Annotated in this window: 14 protein-coding genes and 1 pseudogene; 8 read left to right on the top strand and 7 right to left on the bottom strand. The window is 30.9% G+C overall.

The window, feature by feature from the left end; genetic code table 11:
* Positions 1-219 precede the first annotated feature (219 nt).
* On the bottom strand, positions 220-1,077 hold the full coding sequence (locus J3U14_RS02830; protein WP_267349845.1) for a hypothetical protein: 858 nt from the start codon (positions 1,075-1,077) through the stop codon (positions 220-222).
* Positions 1,078-1,312: 235 nt separating this feature from the next.
* On the opposite strand from J3U14_RS02830, the gene J3U14_RS02825 reads away from it, so the two are divergent.
* The 4 genes from J3U14_RS02825 (at position 1,313) to J3U14_RS02810 (ending at position 3,426) form a co-directional block, all read left to right on the top strand.
* Entirely contained in the window at positions 1,313-1,513 is a 201-nt protein-coding gene (locus J3U14_RS02825) for a cyclophilin-like fold protein (RefSeq protein ID WP_267349847.1), read from the top strand.
* 702 nt (positions 1,514-2,215) lie between these two features.
* Positions 2,216-2,575: a helix-turn-helix domain-containing protein gene (locus tag J3U14_RS02820; RefSeq protein WP_267349849.1), complete on the top strand. Its 360-nt coding sequence runs from the start codon at positions 2,216-2,218 to the stop codon at positions 2,573-2,575.
* 3 nt (positions 2,576-2,578) lie between these two features.
* Complete coding sequence (locus J3U14_RS02815; protein ID WP_267349851.1) at positions 2,579-3,058, top strand: ImmA/IrrE family metallo-endopeptidase; 480 nt, start codon at positions 2,579-2,581, stop codon at positions 3,056-3,058.
* 212 nt (positions 3,059-3,270) lie between these two features.
* Positions 3,271-3,426: a hypothetical protein gene (locus J3U14_RS02810; protein ID WP_267349853.1), complete on the top strand. Its 156-nt coding sequence runs from the start codon at positions 3,271-3,273 to the stop codon at positions 3,424-3,426.
* A 251-nt stretch (positions 3,427-3,677) separates the two neighbouring features.
* Here J3U14_RS02810 and J3U14_RS02805 read toward each other — a convergent pair whose 3' ends face one another.
* Positions 3,678-3,965: a helix-turn-helix domain-containing protein gene (locus tag J3U14_RS02805; RefSeq protein ID WP_267349855.1), complete on the bottom strand. Its 288-nt coding sequence runs from the start codon at positions 3,963-3,965 to the stop codon at positions 3,678-3,680.
* A gap of 174 nt (positions 3,966-4,139) precedes the next feature.
* Here J3U14_RS02805 and J3U14_RS02800 point away from each other — a divergent pair.
* From J3U14_RS02800 to J3U14_RS02790, 3 genes and pseudogenes are all read left to right on the top strand, one after another.
* Positions 4,140-4,387 (top strand): annotated as a pseudogene (locus J3U14_RS02800) (helix-turn-helix domain-containing protein).
* A 428-nt stretch (positions 4,388-4,815) separates the two neighbouring features.
* A complete protein-coding gene (locus J3U14_RS02795; protein ID WP_267349857.1) occupies positions 4,816-6,924 on the top strand; it encodes an N-6 DNA methylase in 2,109 nt (702 codons plus the stop codon).
* 65 nt (positions 6,925-6,989) lie between these two features.
* On the top strand, positions 6,990-8,384 hold the full coding sequence (locus J3U14_RS02790) for a restriction endonuclease subunit S (RefSeq protein ID WP_267369565.1): 1,395 nt from the start codon (positions 6,990-6,992) through the stop codon (positions 8,382-8,384).
* Positions 8,385-8,560: 176 nt separating this feature from the next.
* Here J3U14_RS02790 and J3U14_RS02785 read toward each other — a convergent pair whose 3' ends face one another.
* Entirely contained in the window at positions 8,561-9,469 is a 909-nt protein-coding gene (locus J3U14_RS02785) for a DUF5655 domain-containing protein (RefSeq protein ID WP_267349861.1), read from the bottom strand.
* A gap of 843 nt (positions 9,470-10,312) precedes the next feature.
* On the opposite strand from J3U14_RS02785, the gene J3U14_RS02780 reads away from it, so the two are divergent.
* On the top strand, positions 10,313-10,612 hold the full coding sequence (locus J3U14_RS02780; protein ID WP_267349863.1) for a hypothetical protein: 300 nt from the start codon (positions 10,313-10,315) through the stop codon (positions 10,610-10,612).
* A gap of 221 nt (positions 10,613-10,833) precedes the next feature.
* On the opposite strand, the gene J3U14_RS02775 is transcribed toward J3U14_RS02780, so the two are convergent.
* The 4 genes from J3U14_RS02775 to J3U14_RS02760 form a co-directional block, all read right to left on the bottom strand.
* On the bottom strand, positions 10,834-11,526 hold the full coding sequence (locus J3U14_RS02775; RefSeq protein ID WP_267369564.1) for a hypothetical protein: 693 nt from the start codon (positions 11,524-11,526) through the stop codon (positions 10,834-10,836).
* On the bottom strand, positions 11,523-12,224 hold the full coding sequence (locus J3U14_RS02770; protein WP_267369563.1) for a hypothetical protein: 702 nt from the start codon (positions 12,222-12,224) through the stop codon (positions 11,523-11,525). Before J3U14_RS02770 ends, J3U14_RS02775 begins: the two co-directional genes overlap by 4 nt.
* A gap of 9 nt (positions 12,225-12,233) precedes the next feature.
* A complete protein-coding gene (locus tag J3U14_RS02765; protein WP_267369562.1) occupies positions 12,234-12,923 on the bottom strand; it encodes a hypothetical protein in 690 nt (229 codons plus the stop codon).
* Positions 12,924-12,942: 19 nt separating this feature from the next.
* The coding region (locus J3U14_RS02760) for a hypothetical protein (protein ID WP_267369560.1) at positions 12,943-13,496 on the bottom strand (554 nt) is incomplete at its 5' end.

Below are 13,496 nucleotides of genomic sequence, written 5' to 3'. Positions count from 1 at the left end.
AATTAGGTGACCTATTTTTTCTTTTTTTCCTTTCTCATATGTGTCCTTTTAAAAATAAAAAAACCGCATTAGGCGGCTATTTATCAGTATTAAACTGAAAAGTTACAAATATCATTTTTTAAGATGTGCTTTTAATAAATCAGCACCTACATCCTTTAAAATAGATAAAGCTTGACTAAATCCGTTTAATTTCTATTACATAGGGTACTATTGTGGCATTTATGCTAGTTGAAACTTTTCTTTTAATCTTTTTAAAAGAAGGCTTTCAATGTAAAAATAAAAAGAAATCATTAACTGTTCGAGTAGAATATTATATTCTAATATAATAAAATCCCTTATATTGAATATATTATTTATTTTTTGTACTACCTTTTCACCATTACAATCCAAATTAAAAAATGTCTTGTATAAATTATATAAATCTTTTTCGTTTACTGATTCAATTGCAAATACTTTATCTGTATTCTGTGAAACATATGGTATGTTATGAGTTAAAAATAAATCATGTTTATGAGAATTATGTAATCGATTTAGTAATTTTAGAAACAGTGTATGCTCGATATGTTGGTCTTGAAAGTTAATAGTTTCTTCTTTATCTTTATTTTTTTCTCTTATACTTTGAGATTTTAATAATTGTCCTATCGATTCGATCTTAGTGTTGTTATTTCTAATGTAACAGTCATACTGAATAATATTATCTATAATTCTTTTCATATTAAAAGTAAGACTCATTAATTCATAATTTAGTGTTTCATCACTAAAAAAGCAGGAAGATAAGCATATTTGTTGTATATTAGTGTTTATAAGCTTGGGATATTTTTCAAAAAATAAATATGAAAATGCATTATAAAATGAATAAAACTTTATAAATTCATAATCTAAATTTCTGCTCATATATAACATAAATTTATTCTTTATTGCAAAATATTCTTCCGTTCCCTTTTTTATTAACTCTAAGGAATAATTTTTTCCATAGCCTGTTTGATACCTCACCTCTAAATCGGGGTTAGTTAAGACAGTATCATCACGAGGAAGTGTTAGAATAACGGCTTGAGGAACATCAATATTTTTAGTCATTATCAAATTCCTATTATTATTACTTTGAACTAAATTATATTTTTTCTACAAAAAATATAAAGATTATATATTAAATTAACTTAATATTCGTTTTAGTTAAAAGTAATTAGGTGCTAAAGCTATGTATTCTTAACTAAACCCACAAACTTCTTTCACTTTTTCTAAAAACAATTTACTTGCATTCTTCGGCATAGCTAAGTAAAAGTAATTTGAAACATTAACCGGTTCGATCACTATGCCAAAATCAAACAACTCTTCATCAAACACAATATCCAGTGATTTTACCTACTATGCTCCATGGGGAAATTTAGCCACATTTTATAAAGGTTATGGTCAAGCTGATGGTGTTTATGCATTAGGCAGGATTCAAGAAGGAAGAGAACAACTTGCGCAACTCAGGCAAAATATTACTGTTACATTAGAGTATATAGATTAAACATGCATTGATAAATATGGATATCAAGTAGTGCTTAGAGAGGTATCTTATTTTATTTCCCTAAAATCTATTTTTCTTCAAAAAAGAATAAGAGAATTTGGTTGTTTTAATAAAAGTAAAATGAAGTAATATTAAGGTTTATAAGCACCACTTCAATTCCCGTCTACCCGCCACTTTAATTGACAGGTATAAATTGAAGAAAAATAGTAGTTAAAATGGTACAGATCTTAGAATTATTTCTACTCTGCATAATTAGGGAAAATATTATTAGATTAGGATTTGCTACAGATATTGCATTTTCACATTCTTCTATTTTTTTATCTATTTTGAAATTATGGTATTTAAAAAATATTAAGCTAATTTTGATTCTGTTTCAAAAATTCACCGTTTGTATATCCTCACTTCAGGCAAATAAAAAAGCAGTTAACGGGATTTAAAATAATAGTTTTTTCATTGTTTATTCTCTGGAAATATTCATCAATTAAAACTATATTGTTTTGTTTTTTAATTTTTAAATTCAATTGCTTATGTAAATTAATTAGAGTACATTGATCAGTGTCAACGAACATTGATTTTCAATTAAAAGTTTAATGTTTTACATGAAATAAAAAAATAATTAACCAAATAGGTTGAATTAACCTTCATTTATAGTAAAATAGCACTTGTATTTGAAGTTCAAATACATTAATAGGAGATATAAATATGGCACTCACAGAATTTGGCAAAGTAGTCAGAAAAGCGAGAATTGATACAGGTTACACTTTGTTAACCATGTCTCAAGAACTTAATACTACCCCTGCTTATCTCAGTGGGCTTGAAACAGGGCTAAAAAAAATCCCTAAAAGTTGGGTTGTGAAAATATCTGATTTTTTCATATCCAAAAATCATGAAATAAAAAATCTACAACAATTGGCTGATGTATCTAATGAAAATGTTGCTATTGATGGCTTACCATTACAACAACAAATGTTAATAGCAGGGTTTGCAAGATCATCATTTACTGTTGAAGAATTGCATAGATTTGCAAATTTATTAGAAAAAATAAATGAAGATAGGGAATAACAAATGGTTGAAGAGTATCAAATGCGGGGAAATCGTGTTGCACCAATGGAAGCGAAAGATATTGCAACAAAAGCTATAAAGTTTTGCAAAATATTCAAGCTTTCAAAAGATTCTGGATATAATTTTGATGTTGTTTTTGAAAAGCTTTCTTACTTTGGAATTACGTTAAAAGTTATTAGCAATAAGCAATGGCGAGATTTGACATATAATTTGACGGATGGGCATTGTGATCCTAATCACCTAACAATAAGCATACCCAATAAAACGTATGTCTTAGCTTGTAAAGGTCACCAAGAAGCCCTTTTTACTATATTTCACGAGTTAGGGCATTTATTGTTAGGTCATAAAGCTGTTTTACACCATTCATCGATAAAGCCTAAGTGTAATGAAGATGCAGAATGGCAAGCGGATTTATTTGCTGAAATTGTTTTGCGTGAAATAGACAAATCGCAAAATCAAATATCATTTGATTTTGGAATATAAAAAGCACCAATTTATGATCAGTGCTTTTTATTTAAGGGTGTTAGTTATATATTTTGCGGATATAAAACTAGCTTAACATTAACCATAAGAACACTAAGGTAGTATCAAATGATTATTTTGAATAACGTCGTAAGATTATACTCTTTATTTTCGATGAAGCAAGACTTATTTATACTCTAAGGTGTTCTCCTTCACATATAAGGAGATATCACATGAAAGATTTTATTTGTCCTAAGTGTGGTAATACCTGTGATGTTACATTTACGCCATATGTGGTGAAAAATGGTAAAACTATTTATCCTAAAAATAAAAGAGTTTTTGCCATTCCAAATTGTAACTGTACAGCTACAAAAAATAAATCGGTTTAATGCTTAATTAAATTAACAGCATTTCCGCAATGTCGTGTATTGAGTGTAAACATTACATGTTTGCTCATATGCATTAACCGCAAATTTTGCTGACATAACCATGTTGTAAAGTTGTTGATGACCAGCCATCAACAACTTTACAACATTAATTAACTGTTACTACACAATTGAAAAATCGACATTGGTATTTATTTTTAATTTGCGCTTTACGCTTAAGTTGTAATAAATTTTTTGAATGGATGTCATCACAATTATGAAGCCGTTAAACTCACAAACGCATTAGGCTTTTGTTTTTTTAGCTTGTTATATTGAATAATAAAATCGGCTAATTCATCATCTTCAGCATAAAAATAAGCGCTAGGTACATCAAGAACTTTTGCGAGACGTTTTACAAGAGTAAAATCAGGTGAATGAACTTCATTTTCATAAGAACTAATGCAGGAACTTGCTGATTCTTCCTCTAATCCTGCTTTCACTCCAAGTTCAGTTTGTGTCAGATCTGCATTAATTCTAGCTATTTTTAATCGCTTACCAATCATGATTATTGCTACTCATCTTATATAGTTTTGATTAATAATTATCCTCTTCTTCGATTTGAATTTCGTAATGGAATACTTTAATAAATCATGTATAACTTGAATTTTGATTTTAATTTAATCTAAATTAAAATTTTCCATTAATAATTAATGTAATTGATGAATTTAGGAGGTGTTATGAATAGCAAGAAAGACTGGCATCCTGCCGATATTATTGCTGTATTGAAAAAGAAAGGAACAACGCTATCTGCATTATCTAGACAATCTGGCTATGCACACCTTCAACACTGGCCAACGCACTTGTACGTCCATGGACAAAAGGCGAGCTGATTATTGCCAATGCATTAGGTGTAGAGGCTAAACGGATTTGCCCCTCTCGTTATAGAAAGAAAATTTGGGTATTGCGAAGTAAAGAATGTGTATAGAAACAATCTAATATCTATTACGGACAATACTAAAAACTCGGGTTCAATAAAATGCACGGTTCACGGCACTCTTTTCACTTTACACGATAAAAAACGCTTACTGGTTGGGAATCACCGAGAACCAAGAATTAACTAGTAAAAAGCTAATGCCTGAGTAGCAGATTAGAAAACAATTGGCTACGCTAGCAGAGAACTTGGGCATGAGTAGATTACGGGGTTAGGGTTTATTTAAGATAACTCAGCTAATTTATTTAATAAGTTATGAGCAATATTCTCTAATAATGATGCATTTAAATTGTAAATTAATTAATGTATAGCAATACTATTTTTACAGTATATAACTACTAATTACATTCATCAGGATAACAAAATATAGTAAAATATGGACTATTATGCATTAATGTACCATTATTCATACAGAGTATTATATGATATTAGCTAACATTCTTCGTGATTCAGACTATAAACTAAACCAATTTAAAGATGAAAAAATTACCAAATTAGAACAAAGCATTGTTTTCAAACAAGATAAAAAAGGCAGTGATATTGCCTATATTGAATGTCTAATTCGTAAAAAACAAATTAAATTGACACCAGAAGAGGTTGTTCGCCAATTATATTTAATGGTATTAATCGATGATTACCAGTATTCAAATAGCCGTATAGCAGTAGAGGAATCTGTTTCTTTTGGGCGAGAGAAAAAACGTGCCGATATTGTCGTGTTTGATGCACAACAACTTACGGTTCCTTATATCATTATTGAGCTCAAAAAACCTAAATTAAAAGATGGTAAAGAACAACTAAAATCTTACTGTAATGCTACAGGAGCGCCTATTGGAGTATGGACAAATGGCGAATCCATCTCATATTACAACAGAAGAGATCCTAACTATTTTATTGATATTCCATCAATACCAAAATCAACGCAAAAACTAACCGATATTTTAACCGAACGTTGGACCATTCAAACTTTAGTTGATAATGATAAATTAATTAAAGAGCGTAAATCTTTAAAAGACCTTATTTTAGAGATGGAAGATGAAGTGCTGGCTAATGCTGGTGTTGATGTTTTTGAAGAGCTTTTTCAACTGATTTTTACCAAACTATTTGATGAATTATCCAGTACCCGAAATCCATCAAGAAACCTTGAATTTCGTAATTACGGTGAAACAGGTGCTGAGCTTAAAGAAAAGATACAACGCTTATTTGACGAAGCTAAACAGCATTGGGAGGGAGTTTTTGATAATAGAGCTAAAATCACGTTAACATCATCACATTTAGAAGTATGTGTATCCTCCTTACAAGGAATCAAATTATTTAACTCTAATTTAGATGTGGTAGATGAGGCTTTTGAATACTTAATCAATAAAAGCAGTAAAGGGGATAAAGGACAATATTTTACGCCTCGTTATGTTATTGATATGTGCGTTAAAATGCTTAATCCACAAGCACACGAATACATGATTGATACTGCTGCGGGTAGTTGTGGTTTCCCTGTGCATACTATCTTTCATGTATGGAAACAGCAGTTAAAAGAGAGAGGACTGCCATTAAGTCATCTATTTACAGCTGAGAAAAAACTTCCCGAACAGGAAGATTATGTGCGTTCTAAAGTATTTGCCATTGACTTTGACGAGCGCGCTGTACGTGTAGCCAGAACTTTAAACCTAATTGCTGGTGATGGTCAAACCAATGTTATGCATCTAAATACCTTAGATTATGACCGCTGGAATGATTACTACAATAATGTTGAATGGACAGATATTTACGGCACAGGTTGGAAAAATATTCGTAAATTATTAGTCAATCCTAAATCTTATAATGTAAATGGTGAAACAAAATTTGATTGCCGAGATTTTAACTTTGACATTATTATGGCAAACCCGCCTTTTGCTGGTGAAATCAAAGAGAGTCGTTTACTAGCTAAGTATGAACTAAGTAAAAATTCTAAAGGTAAACAGCAGGCAAAGGTTGGACGCGATATTTTATTTATTGAGCGTAACTTAGACTTCTTAAAACCAGGTGGGCGTATGGCGGTTGTCTTACCACAAGGCCGTTTTAATAACAGTTCAGATAAATATATTCGAGAATATATTGCTGACCGTTGCCGAATCTTAGGTGTTGTAGGTTTGCATGGCAATGTTTTTAAACCACATACAGGCACTAAAACCAGCGTATTATTACTACAAAAATGGAATGATGATCCAAATCTTGGTCCACTTTGCCCTCGTGTCGATGACTACCCTATCTTCTTTGCTACCATGCAAGAACCAAGCAAAGATAATAGTGGTGAAAAAATATATGTCAAAAAACAAGATTATCCAGAATCAGCACAAAAAATGCAGGAAGAACAACAATCCGCCGAACCAGTCGATAGTTATAATGATGATAGTATCGATATGGAACAATACTTATTAGATAGTCATGGTCATTTGATTGTTAAACATGATTTATTTAACCATGAAGGTTTAACTCAAGATGGTATTGCGGAAGCCTTTATTGAATTTGCGAAAAAGGAGAAGCTAAGTTTTTTTTAAATAGCCCTTTTGATAAAGCGAAGTATGAAGCTTTGTTGGAAGGGCTAGAAATACAAGAAATTAGGTTGTCTAAAATAACTACAAATGATTCTTCAATTAGAATAGATAGCGAGTACTTTAAAAAAGAGTTCATTGATATAGAAAATTACTTTATAAAGAACAATTTTTCCTATCTTCATGAGCTAGCAAATATATCTGATGGAGACCATGCAAAATTTCCTGAAAATCAGAAACAAGAAGTGCGTTACTTACAAGCTAAAGACATTAAAAATAGCTTTATAGAAGATAAGACGCCTATTTTTGTAAGTAGAGATTATTTTTTGAAAAACAAACGCTCCCATATTTCAAGTGAGAATATTTTACTTTCTATTATGGGTAATGTTGGCGATATAGCTTTAACTCCTCTCAATTTTGAACCCTGTATGGCGAATAGAGCTATTGCTATATTAAAAAATATTAAAAATGTAGATGTATATTTCTTATTTTCTTTTTTAAACTCTGAAATTGCTAAAATACAAATTGAACAGCAAAAAAATGGAGGGGTTCAAGAACGCTTAAACTTAGAATTGCTATCTAAAATAAAGATTCCATTACTTTCCAATTCTTTTCAAAAAAATATAGGTGGAATTGTCAAAAAATCAAATAGACTAAGAAAAAATTTCATTACATTTTATTTTAATGCAGAGAAAATTCTTTTAGATGACTTAGATTTCAGTAAACTTTCTTTTATTAAAAAGAATAATGTAAAATTTTTAAAAGAAAGCTTTCTAACAACAGGCCGTTTGGATGCTGAATATTATCAGCCTAAGTATGATGAATACTTGAATTTATTAAAAAATTATCACAACGGTTTTAAAAAATTAACTGATTTGTGTGAATTAAAAAACGATAATTACTTGCCTAATGATGAAACTCAATATAGATATATTGAATTGTCTAATATTGGTAATAATGGTGAGGTGACAGGATGCACTGTTAATTTTGGAAAAGAACTTCCATCTCGCGCTAGAAGAATAGTAAAAGAGGGTGATGTATTAATTAGTTCAATAGAAGGATCGCTCTCTTCTTGTGCATTAGTTACAAAAGAATATGATGGTGTGATTTGTTCAACTGGATTTTATGTAGTGAATTCAAAAAAAATAAATTCAGAGACATTACTAATTTTATTTAAATCAGAATTGATGCAAAATCTTTTAAAACAAGGTTGTTCAGGCACAATTTTGACAGCAATCAATAATGATGAATTTAAAAATTTATTACTTCCAGTAATAGATGATAATACTCAACAAACGATAGCGAGTTTGATACAACAATCATCTAAACTTAAAAAACAATCCGAACAACTTTTAGAGGTTGCTAAAAAAGCGGTAGAAATAGCGATTGAACAAAATGAAGCAACAGCGATTGATTATATCAACTCATACAGTGAGTTAATGCAAGAAGATATAAACTTGCACTAAACTATTTTTGTAATGTAAAAACTCAGCAGACTTGAATTTATCTGCTGAGTTTAATATCCGCATTGATAAGAAACGTACAAACAGTAATTCACTTTGGTCATCAATAAAAGATTATTCAAGATAGTTTTGGCAGATTTAAACGTATTATTAAGTATTTTGCTATTCAAGCAAAATACTTACAACACCTGCTTTACCAAACTCATAATATATTCTAAATTCTTAGTATCAGTTACCGTCAATTCATAATCTCCATTTCCCCAATGACCAACATTCGAAACGTCTTTAGTGAGTTTTTTGGGATCATCCAGTTCATCTTTTTTGGCGTTAATCCATATCTTTAAAGATTTACTTTGAATATGAATATCAACAATATTATTTTTACCCTGTTTAAAAGCAATATAAAATTTTTTAGGTGAAATTTCTAGATCTGTCGATAACGCTAAAATAGCATTCTTAAAGCTTTCATAAAGCTCTAGAACATCATCTGATTTATCATTCAAATGATAATCTTCATCATAAACAACTAACGCTTTAGTTACTTTATCTAATGCCGAATCTTTAGTATGTTGCACTTGTTTAATACTTGGTGCTGACTTAGAACGTTTAATAGGGTTAATCGAAATTAAGTCATTATCAAACCGTTTAATTTCCCATAGTTCTATGGCTAAATCTTTAAAGTTAGTCGATTGTTTTTGATAATCAGTAAATGCAGGGGAAACAAAAATAATTTTACTTTGCGACCAATCAATTTGATGACGTTTTAAATTTGCTTGGCAAGATTCATTATACTCGACAATAAAATCAGCTTGATAATCCAGCATAAGATTTAAGTAGGTTACACCCTGATCGATAACACTAAAATTACGTTCACGTTTATATTCAATAATGACAAATGCATTTGCTTCGGTATCATAAGCCAAGGTATCAATGCGGTAATCTTTGATTTTGAATTCAGATTTTACAAAGGTTAAATTACCAATAATATCTAAATTATGTTCGAATAATGACTGGATCTCTTTTTCTAGTTTGAACGGCTTTTCTTTTAAGATAGTCAATTTTTGATTTTTATTTCCGAAAATTTGCATTATTACTTCCTAATCAATCACATCACTTTTCATAGAATAAACGATTTCGTGTTTTTTTGCATTATTTATAAAAAAATAAAGATATTATGAATATCAATCCAATGATCCCCCTAAATTGGACCACGAAAAAATGAAACTATATCTAATTTCATTAACCAGATAACTATGAAATAGTTCAACGTTCACCAGCTCATCAATGCATCATTTATTGATATTCAATCAACAAAAGAAAAGTGGTAATATCTTTATGATTTTATATTAATCAAGCGTTTTAGTTATATAATTGATATTACACAAATGTATAATTAAATATTGTACTCTCCTCTTCTCTCGGATACCAAAATCAAAACAGTCAAACCACTAGAGAAAGCATATGCCTAACAAGTTGGCATAAGATTATCTTCTGCTCATTAAACCTACTGGTACAAAGATCTGAAAGATTAACTGTTAATGGCTCGTTTCAGAAAAAACGAGCTTTTGTTAGTTTTCCCGAATTAAATTTAGCTCAATATCGTATAAAACGCATTACAAAAGAAGTTATTATCTAAAGGTAATAATCCTCAAACCTATAAAAATTTGAACAACGTCATTCATTAGAATGAACAATAGAATACTTTTGAGAAGGTCGCCATATCTGCATTAAAAGATGGAAGAAGAATTTGATCCTAATGCTATTGAAGCAGCATTAGCTGATATTGTAGTTAATAAAATAAGACGCAAATATCATCGATCAACTTATCTAAAACAAAATTATAAACAAATCTAACTTTTTGTAAAATTTAGTATTTATTTATAAACGATAACCAATTATAATGTCAAGATTATACAATTAAGGAGATAATGATGGTTAAAAATTCAGACTTAAAAAAAATTATAAACATGGTTGCTGAAGAGCAAAATTATAACGTTAAGGAGGTTAATACAAAAACCCAATTATACTTAGATGGTTGGCATACTGTTGCATTTGAAATTAGAGAAAATAGCACAGGATACTTACAGGCACATCCATGGGAATCTGTTGATGAAAATGGTGATGGTCGATATGGAAGGGCTGTGTATTCGCTACGCTCAGTTAGTGATGTTATTCAATTTTGTTCCATTTTAATTTCTAGTTCAAAAATTCGAGCTAAAAGAAAGGAATAAATTTACTAACTATTTCTTACATCGCATACTTATAAGGTTTAATTAGTAGATTGTTAGAGCAATTTGTATCACACTCTATTAACCAAAATTTGCAATCATTAAATTGACTCATTTCGTCATGGGTATATTTTGACCAGTATTGATATCCCGATAACCAAAACAAATAGTCCATTGAATTACATTTTCTAATACTGGTTAAAAGGTGAATTTAGTTAATATTTTCATTCCGTGCTTCTTGGTTTCATCAAATAATAAGCTAAGGGTTCATGATATAATTCACCGTCATCGCCTTTGATAAAGGTTATCGTAGCAGGGTAAGTTTTATTGGGTAGAAATACAGAACTTCTACCATATAATTTATTAATCTTATCTTGCCCATTTAATGCCCAATCAGGGGTATCCAATACTTGAAAATCGATATCGACATACACATTTGTCTGATTTCGACGATATAGCCCGTTTTCATACGTTTTTTCTGTTATATCCGTTACTTTTACTATTTTTTTGGGGCCATAACAAAAAGAGCTATAGTAAATAGTTTTCTTACCATTATTATTAATATATTGATACCAATATTCACGCCCCAAATCGGTTAAATCATAGCGATAAATGCCTGATTGCCCTTCTACTGGCATTTGGTTTAATAAGCCTAATTCAGCAAACAGTGGTAAGGTTTTCGCTAATTTACCTTTATTCCAACTCGCCCATTGACTATCACTTTCTAATACCGGTTCATCGGTATACGGAAATTTAACCGCGCCTAAATAATAACAAAAATTGCCTTTGGTTTTGGTTAACGACATTGACCTTTCATATTGTTTTTGAATGAGCTCCTTTAGTTTTTCTTTGTTGTAGCAACCTAACAGTGAACAGGTGATTAATGTCAGTAAGGTGAATTTAGTTAATGTTTTCATTCCGTGCTTCTTGGTTTCATCAAATAATAAGCTAAGGGTTCATGATATAATTCACCATCATCGCCTTTGATAAAAGTTATCGTATCAGGGTATGTTTTATTGGGTAGATAAACGGAATCTTCACCATATACATTATCAATCTTTTCTTGACCATTTAATGCCCAATCAGGCGTATCTAATACCTGATAATCAATTTTTACATACACATTTGTCTGATTTTTTCGATATAACCCACTTTCATACGTTTTTTCTGTTATATCTTTTACTTTCACTATTTTTTTAGGACCATAGCAAAAAGAACTATTGTAAAAAGGTTTCCTTCCGCTATTCCCTCTATTATCAATAGATTGAAACCAATATTCACGCCCCAAATCGGTTAAGTCATAGCGATAAATGCCTGATTGCCCTTCTACCGGCGTTTGGCTTAATAACCCTAATTCTGCAAACAGTGGTAAGGTTTTCGCTAATTTACCTTTATTCCAACTCGCCCATTGACTGTCACTTTCTAATACCGGTTCATCCGTATACGGTAGTTTTACTGAACCAAGAAAATAGCAAAAGTCGCCTTTGGTTTTGGTGATTGATCTTGCCCTATCATATTCTTTTTGAATATGCTCCTTTAGTTTTTCTTTGTTGTAGCAACCTAACAGTGAACAGGTGATTAATGTCAGTAAGGTGAATTTAGTTAATGTTTTCATTGCGTGTTTCTAAGGTTTCATCATAAAGAGGGTTATGGGTTCATGATATAATTCACCGTCATCGCCTTTGATAAAGGTTATCGTATCAGGGTATGTTTTATTGGGTAGAAAAACGGAACTTCTACCATATAACTCATTAATCTTATCTTGACCATTTAATACCCATTCAGGGGTATCCAATACTTGATAATCTATTTTTACATACACATTTGTCTGATTTTTTCGATATAACCCACTTTCATACGTTTTTTCTGTTATATCTTTTACTTTTACTATTTTTTTAGGGCCATAGCAAAATGAACTATTGTAAAAAGGTTTCCTTCCGCTATTCCCTCTATTATCAATAGATTGAAACCAGTATTCACGTCCCAAATCGGTTAAGTCATAGCGATAAATGCCTGATTGACCTTCTACCGGTGTTTGGCTTAATAAGCCTAATTCAGCAAACAGTGGTAAGGTTCGTGTCAGGTCTTCTTTATTCCAAACCGTCCATTGACTGTCACTTTCTAATACCGGTTCATCAGTATACGGAAGTTTTACTGAACCGAGATAATAGCATAAATTGCCTTTGGTTTTGGTTAACGACATTGACCTTTCATATTCTTTTTGAATGTGCTCCCTTAGTTTTTCTTTGTTGTAGCAACCTAACAGTGAACAGGTGATTAATGTCAGTAAGGTGAATTTAGTTAATGTTTTCAATGTGGTTCTCCTGATATTCTTAAAATCCGCCCAATTTGGAGTGATGATGTTTGTAACTGTCAATAAACACCAACGGTTTATTGGTGACGGTTTGATTTTTGCTATTTGTCGACGTTTTGCCCTGTGGCCAGTAATTAATTTGTAAATAAAGCTCTTCAATGCCGTCATAACAAAACTCGCCCATTTTATAAAGAATTTTAAAATAACCAAGATTTTGTTGTTTTGAATCAACCGCATTACTGTAAGCTTCAACTTTACCTATTTGGTTTATATCAAGTTCAGTTTCGTTATCAACAGGTTTTAATGGGACTTCCCGTTTAATTAATAAATCCGTGGCTGAGCTATCGGCAAAGGTTAAAATTGGGTATAGTTTTCCTTTGCTTATGTGCAAGGTAATGGGCTCTTGATAGTCATAATTATAAGTGCGAAGCACCCCTTCGTAATGGCTCACGTCAGAATCATAATGAGGCAATGCCACCGACAGATAAATTTCGCGACTTCTGGCTTTAACACCCATTGCTTTTATTCCTGCAAGGTCAGGACAATCTTTATTTTTATATATGACTTTATATT

It is taken from the genome of Gilliamella sp. B3801, from assembly GCF_026536645.1.
GTDB classification, from domain to species: domain Bacteria; phylum Pseudomonadota; class Gammaproteobacteria; order Enterobacterales; family Orbaceae; genus Gilliamella; species Gilliamella apicola_I.
This window is presented reverse-complemented; position numbering and strand designations above follow the sequence as displayed.

Excerpts from the sequence above, each read along its gene's own strand:
- J3U14_RS02820 (WP_267349849.1), top strand. The coding sequence starts at position 2,216 with ATGGCACTCACAGAATTTGGCAAAGTAGTCAGAAAAGCGAGAATTGAT.
- J3U14_RS02775 (WP_267369564.1), bottom strand. The coding sequence starts at position 11,526 with ATGAAAACATTAACTAAATTCACCTTACTGACATTAATCACCTGTTCA.
- J3U14_RS02815 (WP_267349851.1), top strand. The coding sequence starts at position 2,579 with ATGGTTGAAGAGTATCAAATGCGGGGAAATCGTGTTGCACCAATGGAA.
- J3U14_RS02785 (WP_267349861.1), bottom strand. The coding sequence starts at position 9,469 with ATGCAAATTTTCGGAAATAAAAATCAAAAATTGACTATCTTAAAAGAA.
- J3U14_RS02780 (WP_267349863.1), top strand. The coding sequence starts at position 10,313 with ATGGTTAAAAATTCAGACTTAAAAAAAATTATAAACATGGTTGCTGAA.
- J3U14_RS02795 (WP_267349857.1), top strand. The coding sequence starts at position 4,816 with ATGATATTAGCTAACATTCTTCGTGATTCAGACTATAAACTAAACCAA.
- J3U14_RS02810 (WP_267349853.1), top strand. The coding sequence starts at position 3,271 with ATGAAAGATTTTATTTGTCCTAAGTGTGGTAATACCTGTGATGTTACA.
- J3U14_RS02825 (WP_267349847.1), top strand. The coding sequence starts at position 1,313 with ATGCCAAAATCAAACAACTCTTCATCAAACACAATATCCAGTGATTTT.
- J3U14_RS02805 (WP_267349855.1), bottom strand. The coding sequence starts at position 3,965 with ATGATTGGTAAGCGATTAAAAATAGCTAGAATTAATGCAGATCTGACA.
- J3U14_RS02830 (WP_267349845.1), bottom strand. The coding sequence starts at position 1,077 with ATGACTAAAAATATTGATGTTCCTCAAGCCGTTATTCTAACACTTCCT.
- J3U14_RS02770 (WP_267369563.1), bottom strand. The coding sequence starts at position 12,224 with ATGAAAACATTAACTAAATTCACCTTACTGACATTAATCACCTGTTCA.